Here is a 15,788-nt window from a genome sequence, read left to right as displayed (position 1 = left end):
GAGAAGAAAAATGTCTTTGGCAACGCTCGCCCACCGCCACCCGCGCATCGTGGACTGGGGCATCCACATCGACCGCACGCCGGCCGCCGGCTGGCTCGGGCTGCAGTTTCTCGCGCTGATGCCGACCTGGGTCTGGATGGTGCAGCGCATGCGCGACGGCTCCGACGATCCGATGGGCCTTCTGGCGCTGGTTGCCCTCGCGGCGCTGACCTGGAGCCGCCGGCATGAGCTGCGCGCCTCGCCGCGGCTGGGCTGGCTCGCGTTGGCAGGCGCCGGCACCGTGCTCGCGACGCTGCTGCGCACGGGGCTCGGCTTCATGCCCGCGCTGCCGCCGCTCGCGGCCGGGCTGGTGGCCGTGCTGGCGCTGGCTTGCGGGCTGCTGGCTTTTCTGCCGCGCCGCGTGGCGGCGTTTCCGGTAGCCGGCCTTGCGGTGCTCGCGCTGCCGCTGCTGTCGTCGCTGCAGTTCTACGCCGGCTATCCGCTGCGCGTGCTGACGGCCGAAGTCAGCCGCTGGCTGCTGACGCCGGGCTTCGACGTGGCGCGCGAGGGCACGAGCCTGATGATCGATGGCCGCCTTGTGATCGTCGATGCGCCCTGCTCGGGCGTGCAGATGGTGTGGCTCGGCTACTTCACGGCCTGCGCCGTCGCACTCTGGGCACGCCGCAGCGACCGCGCCTTCATGCGCCGCCTGCCGATGGTCGGCCTCTTCGTGCTGGCCGGGAACATCGTGCGCAACAGCGTGCTGATCGCCTTCGAAGGCGCCGGCCATCCGCTTGCGCCGTGGGCACATAACGCGCTGGGCCTGCTGGTGCTGGCCATGGTGTGCGGCGCCATCGCCCGCCTCATGGTGCCGGCGCAGTCCGAACCCCAAGCTGCCGAACATCCCATTCCAGGCCTGATCACCACCCAAGGAAGCCGCCATGTCGACACCGTTCTTTGAACGTTGGTTTGCAAACCATTTCATCAACCGCATCGGCCACAAGACAGCCTTTGCGCTGGCGATGGTGCTGTGCGTGCTGTGGTCGGCGACCGCGGCTGTACGTGCACCGGCCGAACCGGTCGCTGCAGTGATGTCGCACGAATGGCCTAGCGAGTGGGATGGCGTTCCGTTGCGCCCGCTGGCCCTGAGCGACGTGGAGCAGCGCTTTGCCGATCGTTTCCCCGGCGCCATCGGCCGCATGACCGATGGCACGCAGACCCTGGTGATGCGCGAGGTGGCGCAACCCACGCGCATGCTGCACCCGGCGACCGATTGCTATCGCGCGTTGGGCTACCGCATCGAACAGGCGCGCCTGGAACGCGACGCGCAGGAGCGCATGTGGCGCTGTTTTGTTGCGCAACGGCACGGCGCGCAAAAAATCCGCGTTTGCGAGCGCATCGTCGATGCCCGGGGCACTGCTTTCACAGACACTTCAAGCTGGTACTGGGCAGCGGCCAGCGGCCAGTCCCATGGGCCGTGGCAAGCTGTCACGGTGGCAAAACCGATCTGACGATCCGAGAACGTGCCTTGAAGAAGATCCTGCGATTCGTGCTCTATGGCCTGCTGGCCTTGGTCATTACAGCGTGTGTAGCTATCTTTTTGATAGTCAAGCTGGCGCTCGCGCCGGCTGCGGGTGAGTGGAGCACCACGGTGAAGACGGGCCCGCTGAATTTCGAGATCGGCATTCCGACCGCAGTGCGCGTGGCCACCTCGTCGTGGTTCGCGCCCTACCTCGACGGGCGCTCGCTCGACACCAGCTTCGGCACCGTGCGCTTCGCCTGGAAGCCGGCCGGCGAGCTGCTCGAGATGCAGTGCGCGCCTTGCAGTGCAGAGGTGCCGGCGCTCGGCACCCAGCCGATCCGGGTCGAGCGCCTGGTCGCCACCGTGAAGCGCGACGGTAACACGCTCAACGGCACCTTCGAGGCCACGCCCCAAGGCACAGACACCACCCGGCTGCAAGGCAACTGGGACGGCAGGCTCGCGCCGAAGAACATTCATCTGAACGCCAGCGTGCAGGACGCACCCATCGCGCGCTGGTACGCGGTGCTGGTGCCCACCCTGCCCGAACTGCAGCGCGCACGCATCGGCGGCACGCTGGCGCTGCGCGGCCAGCTCGTGCTGCCAGAGGCCACCTTTGCGGTGCAGCCCGTCATCAGCCAGTTCACCGTCGAGGGGCTGGGCACCGAGGCCATGCTCAACGCGCGCACCAGCTGCGGCCCCTCGGCCAAGCTCGCCAACGACAGCTGGCTGGCGCGCGCCGTCATCGCCGCAGAAGACCAGCGCTTCTTCACCCACAGCGGCTACGACCTGACCGAGATCCTCGCGTCGATCGACAACAACCAGAAGCCCGGCCAGATCCGGCGCGGCGGCAGCACGCTCACGCAGCAGCTGGCCAAGCTGCTGGTGACCGGCAGCGACCGCACGGCCGAGCGCAAGCTGCGCGAACTGCTCTACGCGGTCGAGATGGAGCAGACGCTGGGCAAGGCCCGCATCCTGCAGCTGTACCTGGACAACGCGCCCTGGGGCGGCAACATCTGCGGCGCCGAGGCCGCGGCGCGCCGCTACTTCAAGCGCAGCGCACGCACGCTCGAACCGGCGCAGGCCGTGTGGCTCGCCGCCATGCTGCACAAGCCGCAGGCCGTGCTCGAGCAATGGCGGCGCGACGGCCACATCGACGCCGACCGCATCAAGTGGGTTGCCGAGGGCATCCGCGGGATCAGCCGGAACCAGCGCGAAGCGCTGCTCAAGGGCGTGGCCGCGGCGAAGTTCACGGCGCCGGAGGCCACGCCATGAACACCATGACACTGAACGTCACCGACATCGAAGCCATCGAGCGCGCCACCATCGCGGCCGTGTCGCCCGACCTGACCGAGGAGCTCGACGGCTGGCTGCTGCCCTTTGCCGGCGGCACCGTGAAGCGCGCCAGATCGGCCGTGCCGCTGCACCGCAGCGCGGTCGATCACGCAACGCTCGACCGCATCGAAGACCGCTACGACAGCCGCCAGGTCGTGCCCGCGCTGCGGCTGGCCGACGCGCCCTGCTTCGACGGGCTGCGCGCCGAGCTGGAGCGGCGGCACTACATCGGCGACAGCCCGACCTGCGTGCAGATCGGGTCGGTGCAGCGCATGCGGCAGGTGGTCGCGCCGGGCGGCGCATTGGCCGATGTCGACCGCGCGCCCGACGACGCGTGGTCGGCGCTGTTCCTCGGCGAGGGCTTCGATCCGGTGGACGGCGCCCATCGCGTGCGGATGCTGTCGCGGGCCAAGGGCACGCTCTATGCCAGCGTGCGCGAAGGCGGCCGCACGCTGGCGGCCGGCGCAATGGCGTTCGGCCACGGCTGGGCCAGCGTGCACGGCATGCGCACCGACCAGGCGCAACGCGGGCGCGGCCTTGCGGGGCGCGTGCTCGCCGGGCTGGCGCAGGCCGCATCGGCGCGCGGCTTCGAGCGGGTCTTCCTGCAGGTCGATGCGCACAACCACCCGGCGCTGTCGCTCTACCGCCGGGCCGGCTTCGAGACGCATTGGAAGTACAGCTACTGGCAGCGCCAGCAGTGGCCTTGACGGGGCGGGTGGCGCGGCAGGCGCGTTAGTGCCACCATGGACGCATGATGAATGCCAACCACCACGCCAACCACCCCACCGATCCCGTCGCCACGCCGCGCGGCATCGACCACATCGTGGCCGGTGTTTCCACCAGCGACGGCGACGGCGTGAAACTCACCCGCGTGCTGCAGCAGCCCCTGCAGAAGCGGCTAGACCCGTACCTGATGCTCGATGCCTTCGGCAGCGACAACCCGGGCGACTACATCGGCGGCTTTCCCAACCATCCGCACCGCGGCTTCGAGACCGTCACGTACATGATCGCGGGCCGCATGCGCCACCGCGACAGCGAAGGCCACGAAGGGCTGCTCGAAAACGGCGGCGTGCAGTGGATGACCGCCGGCCGCGGCCTCGTGCACAGCGAGCTGCCCGAGCAGGAAGAAGGCCTGATGGAAGGCTTTCAGCTGTGGCTCAACCTGCCTGCCAAAGACAAGATGCGCGAGCCCTGGTATCGCGACGTCCAGAGCGAAGAGATTCCCGAGTTCACCACCACCGGCGGCGCCCACGTGCGCGTGATTGCTGGCGCAAGCCACGGCATCGAGGGTGCGGTGCGGCGCGAGCACACCGAGCCCCTGTACCTCGACATCACGCTGCCGCCGGGCGCCGAGTTCGCGCAGCCGCTGCCGGACGATCACAACGCGCTGGTCTACGTGTTCCGCGAATCGCTGTGGATCGCGGGCAGCGAAATTCCGACGCGGCGCATGGCGATCCTGGCCAACGACGCGGGCAGCGACGGCGTGGTGCTGCGCGCCGGCGCAACCAACCACAGCCCGGCGCGCGCGCTGCTCATCGCCGGCAAGCCGCTGCACGAACCCATCGTGCAATACGGGCCCTTCGTGATGAACACGCAGGAGCAGGTGAAGCAGGCGGTGCACGATTTCCAGAACGGCAAGCTGGGCTGAGCCTGTTCACCCCCGAAGCGACTGTGGCCGGCCAATCGAGGCAATAAGTCACGCCATGCGTTGTGCTCACGGTCGCGGTTCATCATTCTTTACGCAAGCTCACGCACGGCTAACTGGCGCGACACAGAGCTCTTCCACACTTCGTCTCACCTGCTGCCCATCGGTGGCGGGCTTCTTCGAAAGGAAGCAACTCTCATGATTTCTCTTCGCCAACGCATCGTCTGGGCCAGCCTGCTGGGTTCGGCCGCCCTCGCCTCTTCGGGCGCCTTTGCTCAAGCGCCGGCCGCTGCTCCCTCCGCACCCGCCGCCGCGGTGGCCCAGGCCGACAGCGCCGCCGCGCCCAAGGCGCAGCACAAGCGCATGGACCCCGCCAAGCGCATGGAGCGCATGCAGGAGCACCGCGCCAAGCGTCTTGCCGCCCTGAAGGAAAAGCTCAAGCTCACTTCGGCACAGGAAGGCGCGTGGAGCTCCTTCACCACCGCGACGCAGCCGCCCGCCGGTCCGCGCCCGCACATGGACCGCGCCGAGTTCGCCAAGCTGACCACGCCGGAGCGCCTGGAACGCATGCAGACCCGCCAGGCCGAGCGCAGCGCGATGTTTGCCAAGCGTGCCGACGCCACGAAGACCTTCTATGCCGCGCTGACGCCCGAGCAGCAGAAGACCTTCGACGCCGAGACCGCGCACTTCGGCGGCCCCCGTGGCCACGATGGCCATCGCGGTCATGACGGCCACCGCGGTGCGCCGGCACCCGCCAAGGGCTGACCCCGGCCCGCGACGCGCCGGTGACGGCGCTGTCGAAGAAAAAGCCCGCAACGCTTTCGCGCTGCGGGCTTTTTCATTGACGGGCGGCCTTGCCGACTAATCCGGCGTGCCGGTGCCGGCCTTGTCCGTCGGGTTGGTCACCACGTTCGGGCGCTCGCCCTTCTGGCCGAACTGCGGCTTGACCTTGCGCCCGGTCTGGCTGACTTCAGCGCGCGACATCTCGCCGGTCGGCTGCGGCATGGCGTTGGGCTGGTGGTTGATCATGGTCGTTGCCTCGCCCTTGGGCACCATCGTGGTGGCGTTGCTGCGGTTCTGCGCGCGGGCCTCGGCCTTCACCGCTTCGCGCGATGCGGGCATCGAGTTGTCGGGGCGCTGCGGCGGGTTGGCGACGCCGGCCGGCGTCATGGTGCTGGCTTCGCCGCCTGCCGAGGGATCGGGCTGGGCGGGAATGGACGTGGTCTGGGCCAGGGCGATGCCTGCCGTACCCAGCAGCGCGGCGAGAACCGTGGCGCGAAAAGTGACTTGCTTCATGGCTTGCTCCTTGTGGCTTGTATCGGTATCGGTGGATGAAAACGCGGGCAGCTTTTCTCGAGCCCTGAATTCACCGTAGGAGCGGTGAAATCCCCGTCGTGTGGGGGTGCGGCAGGCCTGCCTGTAGGAGCCGGCCGCCATGGGGAGCCCGCCGCCACGCAGCGAAAGGGGCGAATGGGTCCGAAGAAGGTGGCGCGTTCCTACAGTCAGCGCGCGCGAGGCCACGTACAACCCGCACAACGATGTCTTCTTCGCCCATTCCCGACGCCGCGGCGGCCACGCCGGTCTTGCCGACCTCGCTCAAGGTCATGACGGTGAATACCCACAAGGGCTTCACCGCGCTCAATCGCAAATTCATCCTGCCCGAGTTGCGCGATGCCGTGCGCACCGTGGGGGCCGACGTCGTGTTCCTGCAGGAAGTGCTGGGCACCCACTCGCGCCATTCGCGCAGGGTGAACAACTGGCCCGAGGCGCCGCACTACGAATTTCTGGCCGACACCATGTGGCCGCAGTTCGCCTACGGGCGCAACGCGGTGTACCCGAAAGGCCACCATGGCAATGCGGTGCTCTCGAAATTCCCGATCGTGCATTTCCGCAACCACGACGTTTCGGTGAGCGGCCCAGAGAAGCGCGGCCTGCTGCACTGCGTGCTGCGGCTGCCGGGCCGCGTCGTCGACGTGCACGTGATCTGCGCGCACCTCGGGCTGGCCGAGGCGCACCGGGAGCAGCAACTGGAGCTGCTGTGCCACATCGTGCGCGACGAGGTGCCGTCCGATGCGCCGCTGATCGTGGCGGGCGACTTCAACGACTGGCGCGGCCGCGCGCACGACATCCTGGAAAAAGGCGCCGCGTTGCGCGAGGTGTTCGTGCACGCCCACGGCCGCGCGGCCAGGACCTTTCCGGCGCGTTTCCCGGTGCTGCAGCTGGACCGCATCTACGTGCGCAATGCCGGCGTGCACGCGCCCGTGGTGCTGCCGCGCCGGCCGTGGTCGCACCTGTCGGACCACGCCCCGCTGGTGGCGGACATCGACCTGTGAGCGGGCAAGACATGAGCAACAACAACAACCGCTGGATCGGCGGCAACCGCATCGAGCTGCTGGAGAACGGCGAGGAGTTCTTCCCGCGCGTGTTCGACGCCATCAGGCAGGCGCAGCGCGAGGTGATCATCGAGACCTTCATCCTGTTCGAGGACAAGGTCGGCATGCAGCTTCATGCCGCCATGCGCGAAGCGGCGCAGCGCGGCGTGAAGATCGATGTGCTGATCGACGGCTTCGGCTCGCCCGATCTCTCGCGCGAGTTCATCGAGGGCCTGAGCTCGGCCGGCGTGAAGGTGCGGGTGTTCGACCCGGGGCAGCGCTTCATGGGCCAGCGGCTCAACGTGTTTCGCCGCATGCACCGCAAGATCGTGGTGATCGACGGCGAGCGCGCCTTCGTCGGTGGCATCAACTATTCGGCGGACCACCTGCTCGACTTCGGCCCCAAGGCCAAGCAGGACTATGCGGTGGAGCTCGCGGGGCCGATCGTGGCGGAGATCCATCAGTTCGTGCTGCGCGCCATCGCGCTCGGCGGCAAGGGCGCGGGCTGGTTCCGCCGCCGGCTGAAGCAGGCGCCGCGCGCCGGGCAAGTGCACGCCGGCGAGGCCGAAGCCATGTTCGTCACACGCGACAACCGGCGCCACACCAACGACATCGAGCGCCACTATCGCGCCGCGATCCGGACGGCGCGCGAGCGCATCGTGATCGCCAATGCGTATTTCTTTCCGGGCTACCGCTTCATCAAGGAGCTGCGGCGCGCGGCGCGGCGCGGCGTGGACGTGCGGCTCATCCTGCAGGGCGAGCCCGACATGCCGATCGTGAAGACCGCCGCGAGCATGCTGTACCACCACCTGCTGCACGCCGGCGTGCGCATCTACGAGTACTGCGACCGCCCGCTGCACGGCAAGGTCGCGCTGATGGACGACAAGTGGAGCACCGTGGGTTCGAGCAACCTCGACCCGCTGAGCCTGTCGCTCAACCTGGAAGCCAACGTGATCGTGCGCGACGAAGCCTTCAACAAGGTGCTGTGGGAGCGCATGGACCAGCTGATGCAGCACAGCTGCAGGCAGGTGGAGGCGGCCGACCTCACCAGCGAATGGAGCGGCTGGCGGCTGGTGCGCAGCTTCTTCGTCTTCCACATCCTGCGCTGGTATCCGGCCCTGCTGGGCCGCCTGCCGCGCCACGTGCCGCGCCTGACGCCGGCCGAGGCCACCGACCTTGCGAGCCGGCGCGACACCGGGCGCAGCAATCCGGCCGGCGGTGCTACGCAGACGGAAACCGCCTGAGCGGAAAGGCCGTATCGCAATGAGCACGATGGCACTCTCCCGCCACAGCTGGTGGCCCTGGGCCCGCCGCGCGGCGATGTGGGGCTTCTTCGCGCTGATCGCCTGGCTGCTCGTGCGGCAGGCGCGCACCATCGATTGGGAAGAGGTGCTCGACGCCATTCGCGCGCTGCCTCTCATCTTCCTGCTCGCAGCCGGTGCGCTGGCGGCCTGCAGCTTTGCGCTCTACAGCACGTACGACCTGCTGGGCCGGCACCTGACGCGGCACCGGCTCGGCACGGGCACGGTGATGGGCGTGACCTTCATCAGCTACGCCTTCAACCTCAACCTCGGTTCGCTGGTGGGCGGCGTGGCGTTCCGCTACCGGCTCTATTCGCGCCTGGGGCTTGCGAACGACACCATTACGCGTGTGCTCGGCTTCAGCATGCTGACCAACTGGCTCGGCTACCTCGTGGTGGCCGGCACGGCCTTCTGCTTCTGGCCGATGACGCTGCCGCCCAACTGGAAGATCGACGGCGAGGGCCTGCGCATCCTCGGCGCGGTGCTGCTGATGGCGGCACTGGCCTATCTGGTGCTGTGCGCCACGGCTCAGGGACGCACCTGGCGCGTGCGCGGCCATGCGTTCAAGGTGCCGGGGCTGCCGATGGCGCTGCTGCAGCTGGCCATGTCGTGCACCAACTGGTCGCTGATGGGCGGCGTGATCTGGTTCCTGCTGCAGGGGCAGGTCGGCTACGCGCAGGTGCTCGCGGTGCTGCTGGTGGCGGCGGTGGCAGGCGTCATCACGCATGTGCCGGCGGGGCTCGGCGTGCTCGAGGCGGTGTTCGTGGCGCTGCTCGCGCACGAGGTGCCACAAGCGAAGCTGCTCGGCGCGCTGCTGGCCTATCGCGGCCTGTATTACCTGCTGCCGCTGGTGGTGGCCACGCTGGGCTATCTGGTCACCGAAGCGAGGGCCAGGCGGCTGCGCGTGCCGGCGAGGCCAGGGCGCTAGAAGTGGTAGGTGTAGCGCAGCCGGTGCATCTCACGATGTGACTTCTGAATGCATGAAGTGGGAATAAGTCGGCATCATTGGTTTCCGCCGCGTTCGATATTCGATCAGCACGTAATTTCCACATCGGAAAGGGGGACTTGATCAACAAAAATGCGGAGTCAGGTTTGCTGCACTGCAACATCTGCAGCCTGCGAAGCCTATAGTGGTCCGACCTCCTCCAAGCGAAATCGCACTGCCCCACATGTCATCTCTTACATCCGCGGCCCGTCTGGCCAATCCGCTCATGCAGTGGCTCGACCTGGCGCTCAAGACCAACGAGATGCTGCTGTCCTCCGGCTCGGTGATCCGCATCCGGACCGAGCGCATCGCCAAGGCCGGGCTCGCGCCCAGTGCGGCCGACCTGGCGGAATTCCAGCTCATGGGCGACGAGAAGCTCGCGGCCGCGAGCGAATCGGGCATTGCGATGGTGAAGCAATGGCACCGCAGCCATTTCTCGCTCGCCAACCGCGTGCTGCAGCAATGGGTTCAGAGCACGACGGCTTTCTTCTCGCTGGCGGGCAGCGTCACGCCGGCCCAGGCGGCAGCGCATGGCGACGCATTCGTGCAGTCGGCAGCCGGCACGGTCAACGCAGCGAGCCAGTTCCCAGGCATTGCGGTACGCATAGCGCGCGAAGGCCTCAAGCCGATTCACGCAGCAGCCACCTCCAACGCCCGCCGGCTGGCCGAGCTGGAATCCTGATCGAGCAGGCCGCTCAGGCCTTTGCCGGCACCAGCGTCAGCAGCGTGATTTCAGAAGGCGCGCCAAAGCGCTTCGGCGGGCCCCAATAGCCGGTGCCCCGGCTCACGTACACCCACATGTCGTGCAGTCGGTGCAGGCCCGCCGTAAAGGGCTGCTGCATCGGCACGAACAGGTTCCACGGAAAGAACTGGCCGCCGTGCGTGTGGCCCGACAGCTGCAGCTGGTAGCCGGCAGCTGCAGCCAGCACCGCGCTGCGCGGCTGGTGCGCGAGCAGCACGCGCGTGTGCACCAGCGGCGGTGCGTCATGCAGCGCCAGGTGTGGATCGCTGGCATGCGCGGCGTCGAAATGCCCGGCGGTGAAGTCGGTCACGCCGGCCAGCACCAGCGCGCTTTCGAACAGTTCTTCGTCGGTCTGCGCGCCGCGCACGTTGCGCGTCTGCAGCACCACGTGTTCATTGAGCAGCACCTTCAGGCCCAGCCGGCGCAACTCGTCGATCCAGGCATGCGCGCCCGCGTAGTACTCGTGGTTGCCCGTGACCACGAAGGTGCCGTGGCGCGCGCGCAGCCCGGCCAGCGGCGCGATGTGCTCGCGCAGTTCCGGCACCGTGCCGTCGACCAGGTCGCCGGTGATCGCGATGGCGTCGGCGCCGAGGCGGTTCACCGCGTCGACGATGCGCTGGATGTAGGCGCTGCGGATCGTCGGCCCCACGTGGATGTCGCTGAGTTGCGCGATGGTGAAGCCCTCGAGCGCCTGCGGCAGCCCGCGGATGGGCACGTCCACCCGCTTCACGCTGGCCGTTCGGCGCGCATTGAGAAAACCGATTACCGACGTGGCCGTGGCCATCGCCAGCACCGCCAGCGCGCTCCATGGCCGCAGGGCGTTCCATTGCACCTGCACGCCGCCCAGCGCGCTCGCCAGCCAGGCCAGCAGCAGGCCCGCATCGCGCACCAGCGTCAGCACGAACATCGACGAGAACCAGCCCATGCTGATCAGGCCGACCCACTTGAGTACCTCGCCCGCCAATGCGTCGCGCCCGATGCGTCGCGATGCAAAAGGCAGGGGAATCGTCACCGCCGACACCACCAGCGCGAGCAGCGCCAGCGGCCATGCGGGCGTGAGCATGGCCAGCGCGGGCAGCAGGCGCAGCGCTATATAGACATGCAACAGCGCGGTCAGAGCGCTCAGGGGACGGATCGGCATCGGGGCAATGGGTTCGGGCACTGCCCGGGATACACCACCTGCAAGGCGCATGCCGCGCATTCAAGATACCGGGAGACGCCGCAATCGCTATTTTTTCTATAGCGCAAGGCGCCCGGATAGCAGGCGTTATGGCCTGGTGGAGTTAACAAAGCGGGTGCCGGCCGGATGCGGTGCCGGCGCCCACTTTCGCCGCGCTACTGCACCGTGCGCGTGCTGGCCGAAGCCATGTCGGTGCCCGCCGGCCAGACGAAGGTCGCCTTGGTCGGCGCGCCCTGCAGAACGTGCAGCGGCTGCTTCAGCACCTGGCTGCCGATCCGCGCCTCGACCTCGTAGTTGCCCGGGTCCAGCCGCGCCACCATGAACGGGCCGCCCGACACCACGTTGTCGAGCAATGCGACGCCGCTGCTGTCGCGCACCGTCACGTGCACATTGGCCGCGAAGTCGGCGCCCTTGCTGTCCTTGACAGCGAACTCGAAGGTGGCGGGCCAGCGCGGCGACACTGTCTCCATCAACTGGGCCTCGTCGCTGCCGATGCCGCCGCTCATGTACTCGACGCCGTGCGCCATGTAGATCGGCGGGTTCACCGCCGCCTGGGCCGACGAAAGCGCGCCGAGCAGAACGGCGCCGCAGAACACCGCGGCCGCCAGCGGCCGCATCGTGCGCGATGATGGAAAACGGGAGGTCATGGTCTGGATCCTTTCCTGGTCGTCGTGGCGAGAAGCCACGGTGCCACTGTGCGGCGCGTGGCTTAGGAAAGGCTGACCGGCCGACCGCTCAGCGGGCGGCGGAAGTTTGCGCGAGAGCCTGCGTCTGCGGCAGCGCCGGCGTCACCGAAGCCATGTCGAAATTCGACGGCCAGACGAACGAGGTGCGCGCCGGCATGCCGGCAATCACCACCAGCGACTGCGTCAGCGTGAGACCGCCGAGCGTCACGTTCACGTCATAGGCGCCCGGATTGAGGCGCGCCAGCATGTAGGGGCCTTGCGACTGCACGTCCATCACGACCTGGCCGGTGTATTTCTGGCGCACCTCGATCAGGGCCTTGGCCGGAAAGCCAGCCACCTGCGCGCCCTTGCCGTCACTCACGCCGAACTCGATGGTCGCGGCCCAGCGCGGCGACACCATTTCCATGAATGCGGCTTCATCCCTGGCGGCGCCACCGCACATGTATTCGATGCCCTGCGCCACCTGGATGGGCGGGTTCGAGAACGCATGGGCCGAAGTCACGGCCCCGAGGAATGCTGCTGTACCGCCCAATACCAGCGCGGCCAGGGGCCGGCGGAGACGCGTAGGGTTCATTGCTGTGTGGTCCTCGATCTTGCGTGACGTGAAATCCGTCGAGGATTTTGCTTAGCAAGAGTCGGGCTAGATATAGCGTTTACGAGGAACGATCTTCGGATTGGAACTGAATGCTATTGTTTTCATAGCTGATGACGGCCGTGTGACGCGCGTGTGGGCTACTTTTACTAACAGACCTCACGGAAACCCTGATCCGTGCTTTTTCGCCGCGTCATGCGGCGTTTTGGCGTCTGAATCCGCAAACGTGCAGGGGTGCGCGCCTACAGCGGTGCATCGCGGCGCGCGATATGAACTGCTGAACGGACACACGGAGCTTCAGCCATGACCCTCGAATCGACGATCGAAGAGTTCAAGAAAGTGGACGCCCGGCGGGCGGGGACGTTGCAGAGCGGGGGCCTGGCATGGCCGCGGCACTGAGCGGGCGGCCGGAAACCGGCCTCGGGTCGCAACGCTATTGGGCGCCGTGCCTGGCGTTGGCATTGCTGGCGGTGTTCCTCTTCTACGTGGCACTGACGGACTTGCTGAGGGAGCGCGCGGCGCGAGCGCCTGTCCAGGCGGCCATGGTCCCTGCGGTCGTTCGGCAGCCGCTGGCGACCGCTCGCTCCGGCGATGCACTACCGGCGAGTTCGGCTGCCCTGCCCGTTCGGGCATCCGCCTTGCCGGCCTCGCCATCCACCCCTTCCGATGTGTTGCCAGTAGCGGCAGCGCCTGCTCGCTCTACGGTGACCAAGTGCGTCACGCCTTCCGGCACGGCCGAATATTCAGACGGCCCCTGCACCGAAGGCTCGCAGGTCTCGACTCTGCACCTCCAATGACAAGCGCCCGGCAGGACGTGTCCGCGGCGCCCGAAGCTAAGGCGAAATCGCTTCGCAAAACTCCGCCGTAGTGGCCACGGTCGCCTGTCTTGGAAAGATCTCGCGCAACAGGAACTCGTTCACCTTGGCATCCGGATCGGCGCACGCGTCCGACAGGACGATGACCCGATAGTCGAGGTCGTGCGCCTCGCGAACCGTGGAAAGCACAACGCCACTGGTGTGTACGCCGGCGAGCACCAGGGTTTCGATGCCCGCGCGCTGCAGTTGGGCGTGAAGGTCGGTCGTCGAGAAGGCGCCCACCCGCGTCTTGCGAACAATGATGTCGCCCGGCGCGACGCCCAAATCCGGATGGACGGCGGTCGATGGGGAATCGAGATGCATATGGGCGCCCGCCGCCTTGACGCGCGCGCCCATGGCGCTGTGCCTGGGGAAGCGCTCGAGGTCGGCCGCATCGAAAGCCACGCGCACGAAGCCCACCTTCGCGCCTCGCGAGCGCATCAACTGCTGTACCGGCATGATCTTCGCGAACAGCGTTGCCGGATCGGGAAGGAAGCCGAGGATGCCGGGCTGGTAGTCCATGACCAGCAGCGCCGATCGCTGGATCTCTGCGGTTGAAAGCCTGTTCATGGCACTGCCTGGGCCTAGATGTAGAGACGCTCGAGCGCGTCCCATTGGGGTTTGCCGACGAGGCGCTGGCGCTCGGCGAAAGGGGCTACCAGCGCGGGATCTTCCTCCAGGCGCTTGTCGTCCCGCAGGGCGGTGAGCGCTTTCTGCATGCCGGCCACCGCGCCCTGCAAGGCGGCGTTGGCGTAGAGCACGAAGCCGTAGCCCAGCGCGCCCAATTCCTGCGCACCGAAGGTCGGCGTCTTGCCGCCGATCACCATGTTCATGAGCTGCGGCTTGTTCAAGCGTTGCGGCATCGCACGCACTTCGTCGGCCAGTGTCACGGCTTCGACGAACAGGATGTCGGCGCCGGCCTCGCTGAACTTCTGCGCGCGCTCGATGGCGGCCTCGAAGCCGTGCACGGCGGCCGCATCGGTGCGGGCCATGACGAGCAGGTCGCTGTCCTGCCGGGCGTCGACAGCCGCCTTGATCTTGCCGAGCATCTCGTCGGTGTCGATCACCGCCTTGCCCGAGAAGTGGCCGCAGCGCTTGGGGCTGACCTGGTCTTCGAGCTGGATGCAGTCTGCCCCTGCCCGCTCGAGCACGCGCACCGTGTGGCGCACGTTCAGCGCATTGCCGAAGCCGGTGTCGGCGTCGACCAGCAGCGGCAGGTTCACCGCGTCGCGGATGCGCGCCGTGTGCTCGGCGATCTCGTGCAGGCCCATGAAGGCCTGGTCGGGCAGGCCGAGGTACATGTTGGTGACGCCCGCGCCGGTGATGTAGATCGCCTCGAAGCCGAGGTCTTCGATCACGCGCGCCGACATCGCGTTGAACGCGCCCGGCACCAGCACGCTGCGGCGTGCCTCGGCCAGCCGGCGCAGGGTTTTCTTCGGAGATTCGTTGGTCGTGCTCATGGGGTTCTCAGTCTTCCTTCATGCCGGTGGCCTTCACGACGCCACCGAGCCTTGCGCGCTCTTCGTCGACGAACTTGGTGAAGCTCGCACGCGTGCCGCCGATGGGCTCGATGCCCATGTCCTTCAGGCGCTTGGCCGTCTCCGGCGACTTCATGGCTGCGTCGATCGCAGCGGCCATCTTGTCGAGGATGGCGTCAGGTGTGCCGCGCGGCGCATGCACGCCGGCCCAGTGCGCGATGCGGATCTCGGGAAAGCCCTCTTCAGCCGCCGTCGGCAGCTCGGGGTAGGCCGAGATGCGCTGCGTCCACGTGCCTGCCAGTGCCTTGAGCTTGCCGCTCTTGATGTACGGCAGCACCACGATGCTGGCCTCCGACGTCGCTTCGACCTGGTTGCCGAGCACCGCGGTGATCGATTCCGAGCCGCTCTTGTAGGGCACCACGTCGAGCTTGCTGCCGTATTTCGTCTCGAGAATGCCTTCGACGAAATGCGGCGTGCTGCCGGTGCCCGCCGTGGCCCAGTGGAAGCCGTTGCCAGCTTTCTTCGACGCGGCGACGAACTCCTTCAGATCCTTGTAGGGCGCATTGGCCGGCACCACCACCACCGAGGGCGCCAGCGCGATCATGGCCACCGGCACCAGTGCCTCGTCTTTGTAGGGCATGTTCTTCTTGATCATGCTGTTCGACACCACGCCGGCCGCGCTCACCAGGAAGGTGTAGCCGTCGGGCGCGCTCTTGGCGACCACGTCGGCGCCGAGGATGGCGCCCGCACCGGGCTTGTTGTCGATGATCACCGGCTGGCCGAGCTGCTTCGATGCTCCTTCGGCCGCGGCGCGCGCCATCAGGTCGTTGGCACCGCCCGCAGAGAACGGCACGACCAGCCGGATCGGCTTGGTAGGCCATGTCTGTGCCTGGACGCTCAGAGGTAGCGCGCAAGCCAGGGCGGCGGCAGTTGCGCATGTCACTGCAGAAAGGCGACGGAAGTTCACGGTTGGCTCCTGGTTATTTGGGAAAACAAGACCACGGGGGTCTTATCCGGGAGTGCGCAAGCGCTATGCCACAGACCGGATTCGCAAGTCGTTGGATATAAGTCATTGATTCAAAAGGAATTTGTGACTTTCTTCGGTGGTTTTTCAATGCGC

18 protein-coding genes are annotated in these 15,788 nt (G+C 67.5%); 11 read left to right on the top strand and 7 right to left on the bottom strand.

Going from position 1 to position 15,788, the window contains the following annotated elements:
* Window positions 1–10: 10 nt before the first annotated feature.
* The 6 genes from xrtQ (at window position 11) to BMW87_RS11960 (ending at window position 5,243) form a co-directional block, all read left to right on the top strand.
* Complete coding sequence (xrtQ, locus tag BMW87_RS11985) at window positions 11–940, top strand: exosortase Q (RefSeq protein WP_093076467.1); 930 nt, start codon at window positions 11–13, stop codon at window positions 938–940.
* Window positions 921–1,490, top strand: a complete 570-nt coding sequence (locus BMW87_RS11980; RefSeq protein ID WP_093076465.1) for a hypothetical protein — start codon at window positions 921–923, stop codon at window positions 1,488–1,490. The genes xrtQ and BMW87_RS11980 overlap by 20 nt, the downstream gene beginning before the upstream one ends.
* A 17-nt stretch (window positions 1,491–1,507) precedes the next feature.
* Window positions 1,508–2,773: a biosynthetic peptidoglycan transglycosylase gene (locus BMW87_RS11975; protein WP_093076463.1), complete on the top strand. Its 1,266-nt coding sequence runs from the start codon at window positions 1,508–1,510 to the stop codon at window positions 2,771–2,773.
* Complete coding sequence (locus BMW87_RS11970; protein ID WP_093076461.1) at window positions 2,770–3,540, top strand: GNAT family N-acetyltransferase; 771 nt, start codon at window positions 2,770–2,772, stop codon at window positions 3,538–3,540. The genes BMW87_RS11975 and BMW87_RS11970 overlap by 4 nt, the downstream gene beginning before the upstream one ends.
* 44 nt (window positions 3,541–3,584) lie before the next feature.
* On the top strand, window positions 3,585–4,481 hold the full coding sequence (locus BMW87_RS11965) for a pirin family protein (protein ID WP_093057137.1): 897 nt from the start codon (window positions 3,585–3,587) through the stop codon (window positions 4,479–4,481).
* 195 nt (window positions 4,482–4,676) lie between these two features.
* The gene (locus BMW87_RS11960) at window positions 4,677–5,243 is read left to right on the top strand and encodes a Spy/CpxP family protein refolding chaperone (protein WP_093057138.1); all 567 of its coding nucleotides are present in this window, start codon (window positions 4,677–4,679) and stop codon (window positions 5,241–5,243) included.
* A gap of 96 nt (window positions 5,244–5,339) precedes the next feature.
* On the opposite strand, the gene BMW87_RS11955 is transcribed toward BMW87_RS11960, so the two are convergent.
* A complete protein-coding gene (locus BMW87_RS11955) occupies window positions 5,340–5,774 on the bottom strand; it encodes a serine/threonine protein kinase (RefSeq protein WP_093057139.1) in 435 nt (144 codons plus the stop codon).
* Window positions 5,775–6,016: 242 nt separating this feature from the next.
* Between BMW87_RS11955 and BMW87_RS11950 the strand changes: the two genes are divergently transcribed.
* The 4 genes from BMW87_RS11950 to BMW87_RS11935 all read left to right on the top strand — a co-directional run bounded on the left by BMW87_RS11950 (window position 6,017) and on the right by BMW87_RS11935 (window position 9,818).
* Entirely contained in the window at window positions 6,017–6,811 is a 795-nt protein-coding gene (locus BMW87_RS11950) for an endonuclease/exonuclease/phosphatase family protein (protein WP_093057140.1), read from the top strand.
* An 11-nt stretch (window positions 6,812–6,822) separates the two neighbouring features.
* Entirely contained in the window at window positions 6,823–8,094 is a 1,272-nt protein-coding gene (gene clsB / locus BMW87_RS11945; RefSeq protein ID WP_093076459.1) for a cardiolipin synthase ClsB, read from the top strand.
* A gap of 19 nt (window positions 8,095–8,113) precedes the next feature.
* On the top strand, window positions 8,114–9,079 hold the full coding sequence (locus tag BMW87_RS11940) for a lysylphosphatidylglycerol synthase domain-containing protein (protein WP_177192762.1): 966 nt from the start codon (window positions 8,114–8,116) through the stop codon (window positions 9,077–9,079).
* 241 nt (window positions 9,080–9,320) lie between these two features.
* Complete coding sequence (locus BMW87_RS11935) at window positions 9,321–9,818, top strand: polyhydroxyalkanoate granule-associated phasin (protein ID WP_093057143.1); 498 nt, start codon at window positions 9,321–9,323, stop codon at window positions 9,816–9,818.
* A 13-nt stretch (window positions 9,819–9,831) separates the two neighbouring features.
* On the opposite strand, the gene BMW87_RS11930 is transcribed toward BMW87_RS11935, so the two are convergent.
* The 3 genes from BMW87_RS11930 to BMW87_RS11920 form a co-directional block, all read right to left on the bottom strand.
* Window positions 9,832–11,079, bottom strand: a complete 1,248-nt coding sequence (locus BMW87_RS11930) for a metallophosphoesterase (protein WP_093076458.1) — start codon at window positions 11,077–11,079, stop codon at window positions 9,832–9,834.
* A gap of 134 nt (window positions 11,080–11,213) precedes the next feature.
* Window positions 11,214–11,705 carry a hypothetical protein gene (locus BMW87_RS11925; protein WP_093076456.1) on the bottom strand — a complete coding sequence of 164 codons (492 nt, stop codon included), beginning with the start codon at window positions 11,703–11,705 and terminating at the stop codon, window positions 11,214–11,216.
* A gap of 88 nt (window positions 11,706–11,793) precedes the next feature.
* Window positions 11,794–12,318 carry a hypothetical protein gene (locus BMW87_RS11920; RefSeq protein WP_093057146.1) on the bottom strand — a complete coding sequence of 175 codons (525 nt, stop codon included), beginning with the start codon at window positions 12,316–12,318 and terminating at the stop codon, window positions 11,794–11,796.
* Window positions 12,319–12,719: 401 nt separating this feature from the next.
* On the opposite strand from BMW87_RS11920, the gene BMW87_RS35740 reads away from it, so the two are divergent.
* A complete protein-coding gene (locus tag BMW87_RS35740; protein ID WP_093076455.1) occupies window positions 12,720–13,133 on the top strand; it encodes a DUF4124 domain-containing protein in 414 nt (137 codons plus the stop codon).
* 36 nt (window positions 13,134–13,169) lie between these two features.
* Here the strand turns inward: BMW87_RS35740 and BMW87_RS11910 are convergent, their stop codons facing one another.
* From BMW87_RS11910 to BMW87_RS11900, 3 genes are read right to left on the bottom strand one after another with little or no spacing between them, the layout of a single operon-like run.
* A complete protein-coding gene (locus BMW87_RS11910) occupies window positions 13,170–13,760 on the bottom strand; it encodes a cysteine hydrolase family protein (RefSeq protein ID WP_093076453.1) in 591 nt (196 codons plus the stop codon).
* Window positions 13,761–13,774: 14 nt separating this feature from the next.
* Window positions 13,775–14,650, bottom strand: coding sequence for an isocitrate lyase/PEP mutase family protein (locus BMW87_RS11905; RefSeq protein WP_093076452.1), 876 nt, complete (start codon window positions 14,648–14,650; stop codon window positions 13,775–13,777).
* Window positions 14,651–14,657: 7 nt separating this feature from the next.
* On the bottom strand, window positions 14,658–15,635 hold the full coding sequence (locus BMW87_RS11900) for a tripartite tricarboxylate transporter substrate binding protein (RefSeq protein ID WP_371258806.1): 978 nt from the start codon (window positions 15,633–15,635) through the stop codon (window positions 14,658–14,660).
* Window positions 15,636–15,788: the final 153 nt, after the last annotated feature.

The sequence above is a fragment of the Variovorax sp. OV084 genome, assembly GCF_900111625.1.
Classification (GTDB): Bacteria; Pseudomonadota; Gammaproteobacteria; order Burkholderiales; family Burkholderiaceae_C; genus Variovorax.
The sequence above is the reverse complement of the archived record's forward strand: the minus strand, read 5'-3'. Positions and strand labels throughout refer to the sequence as shown.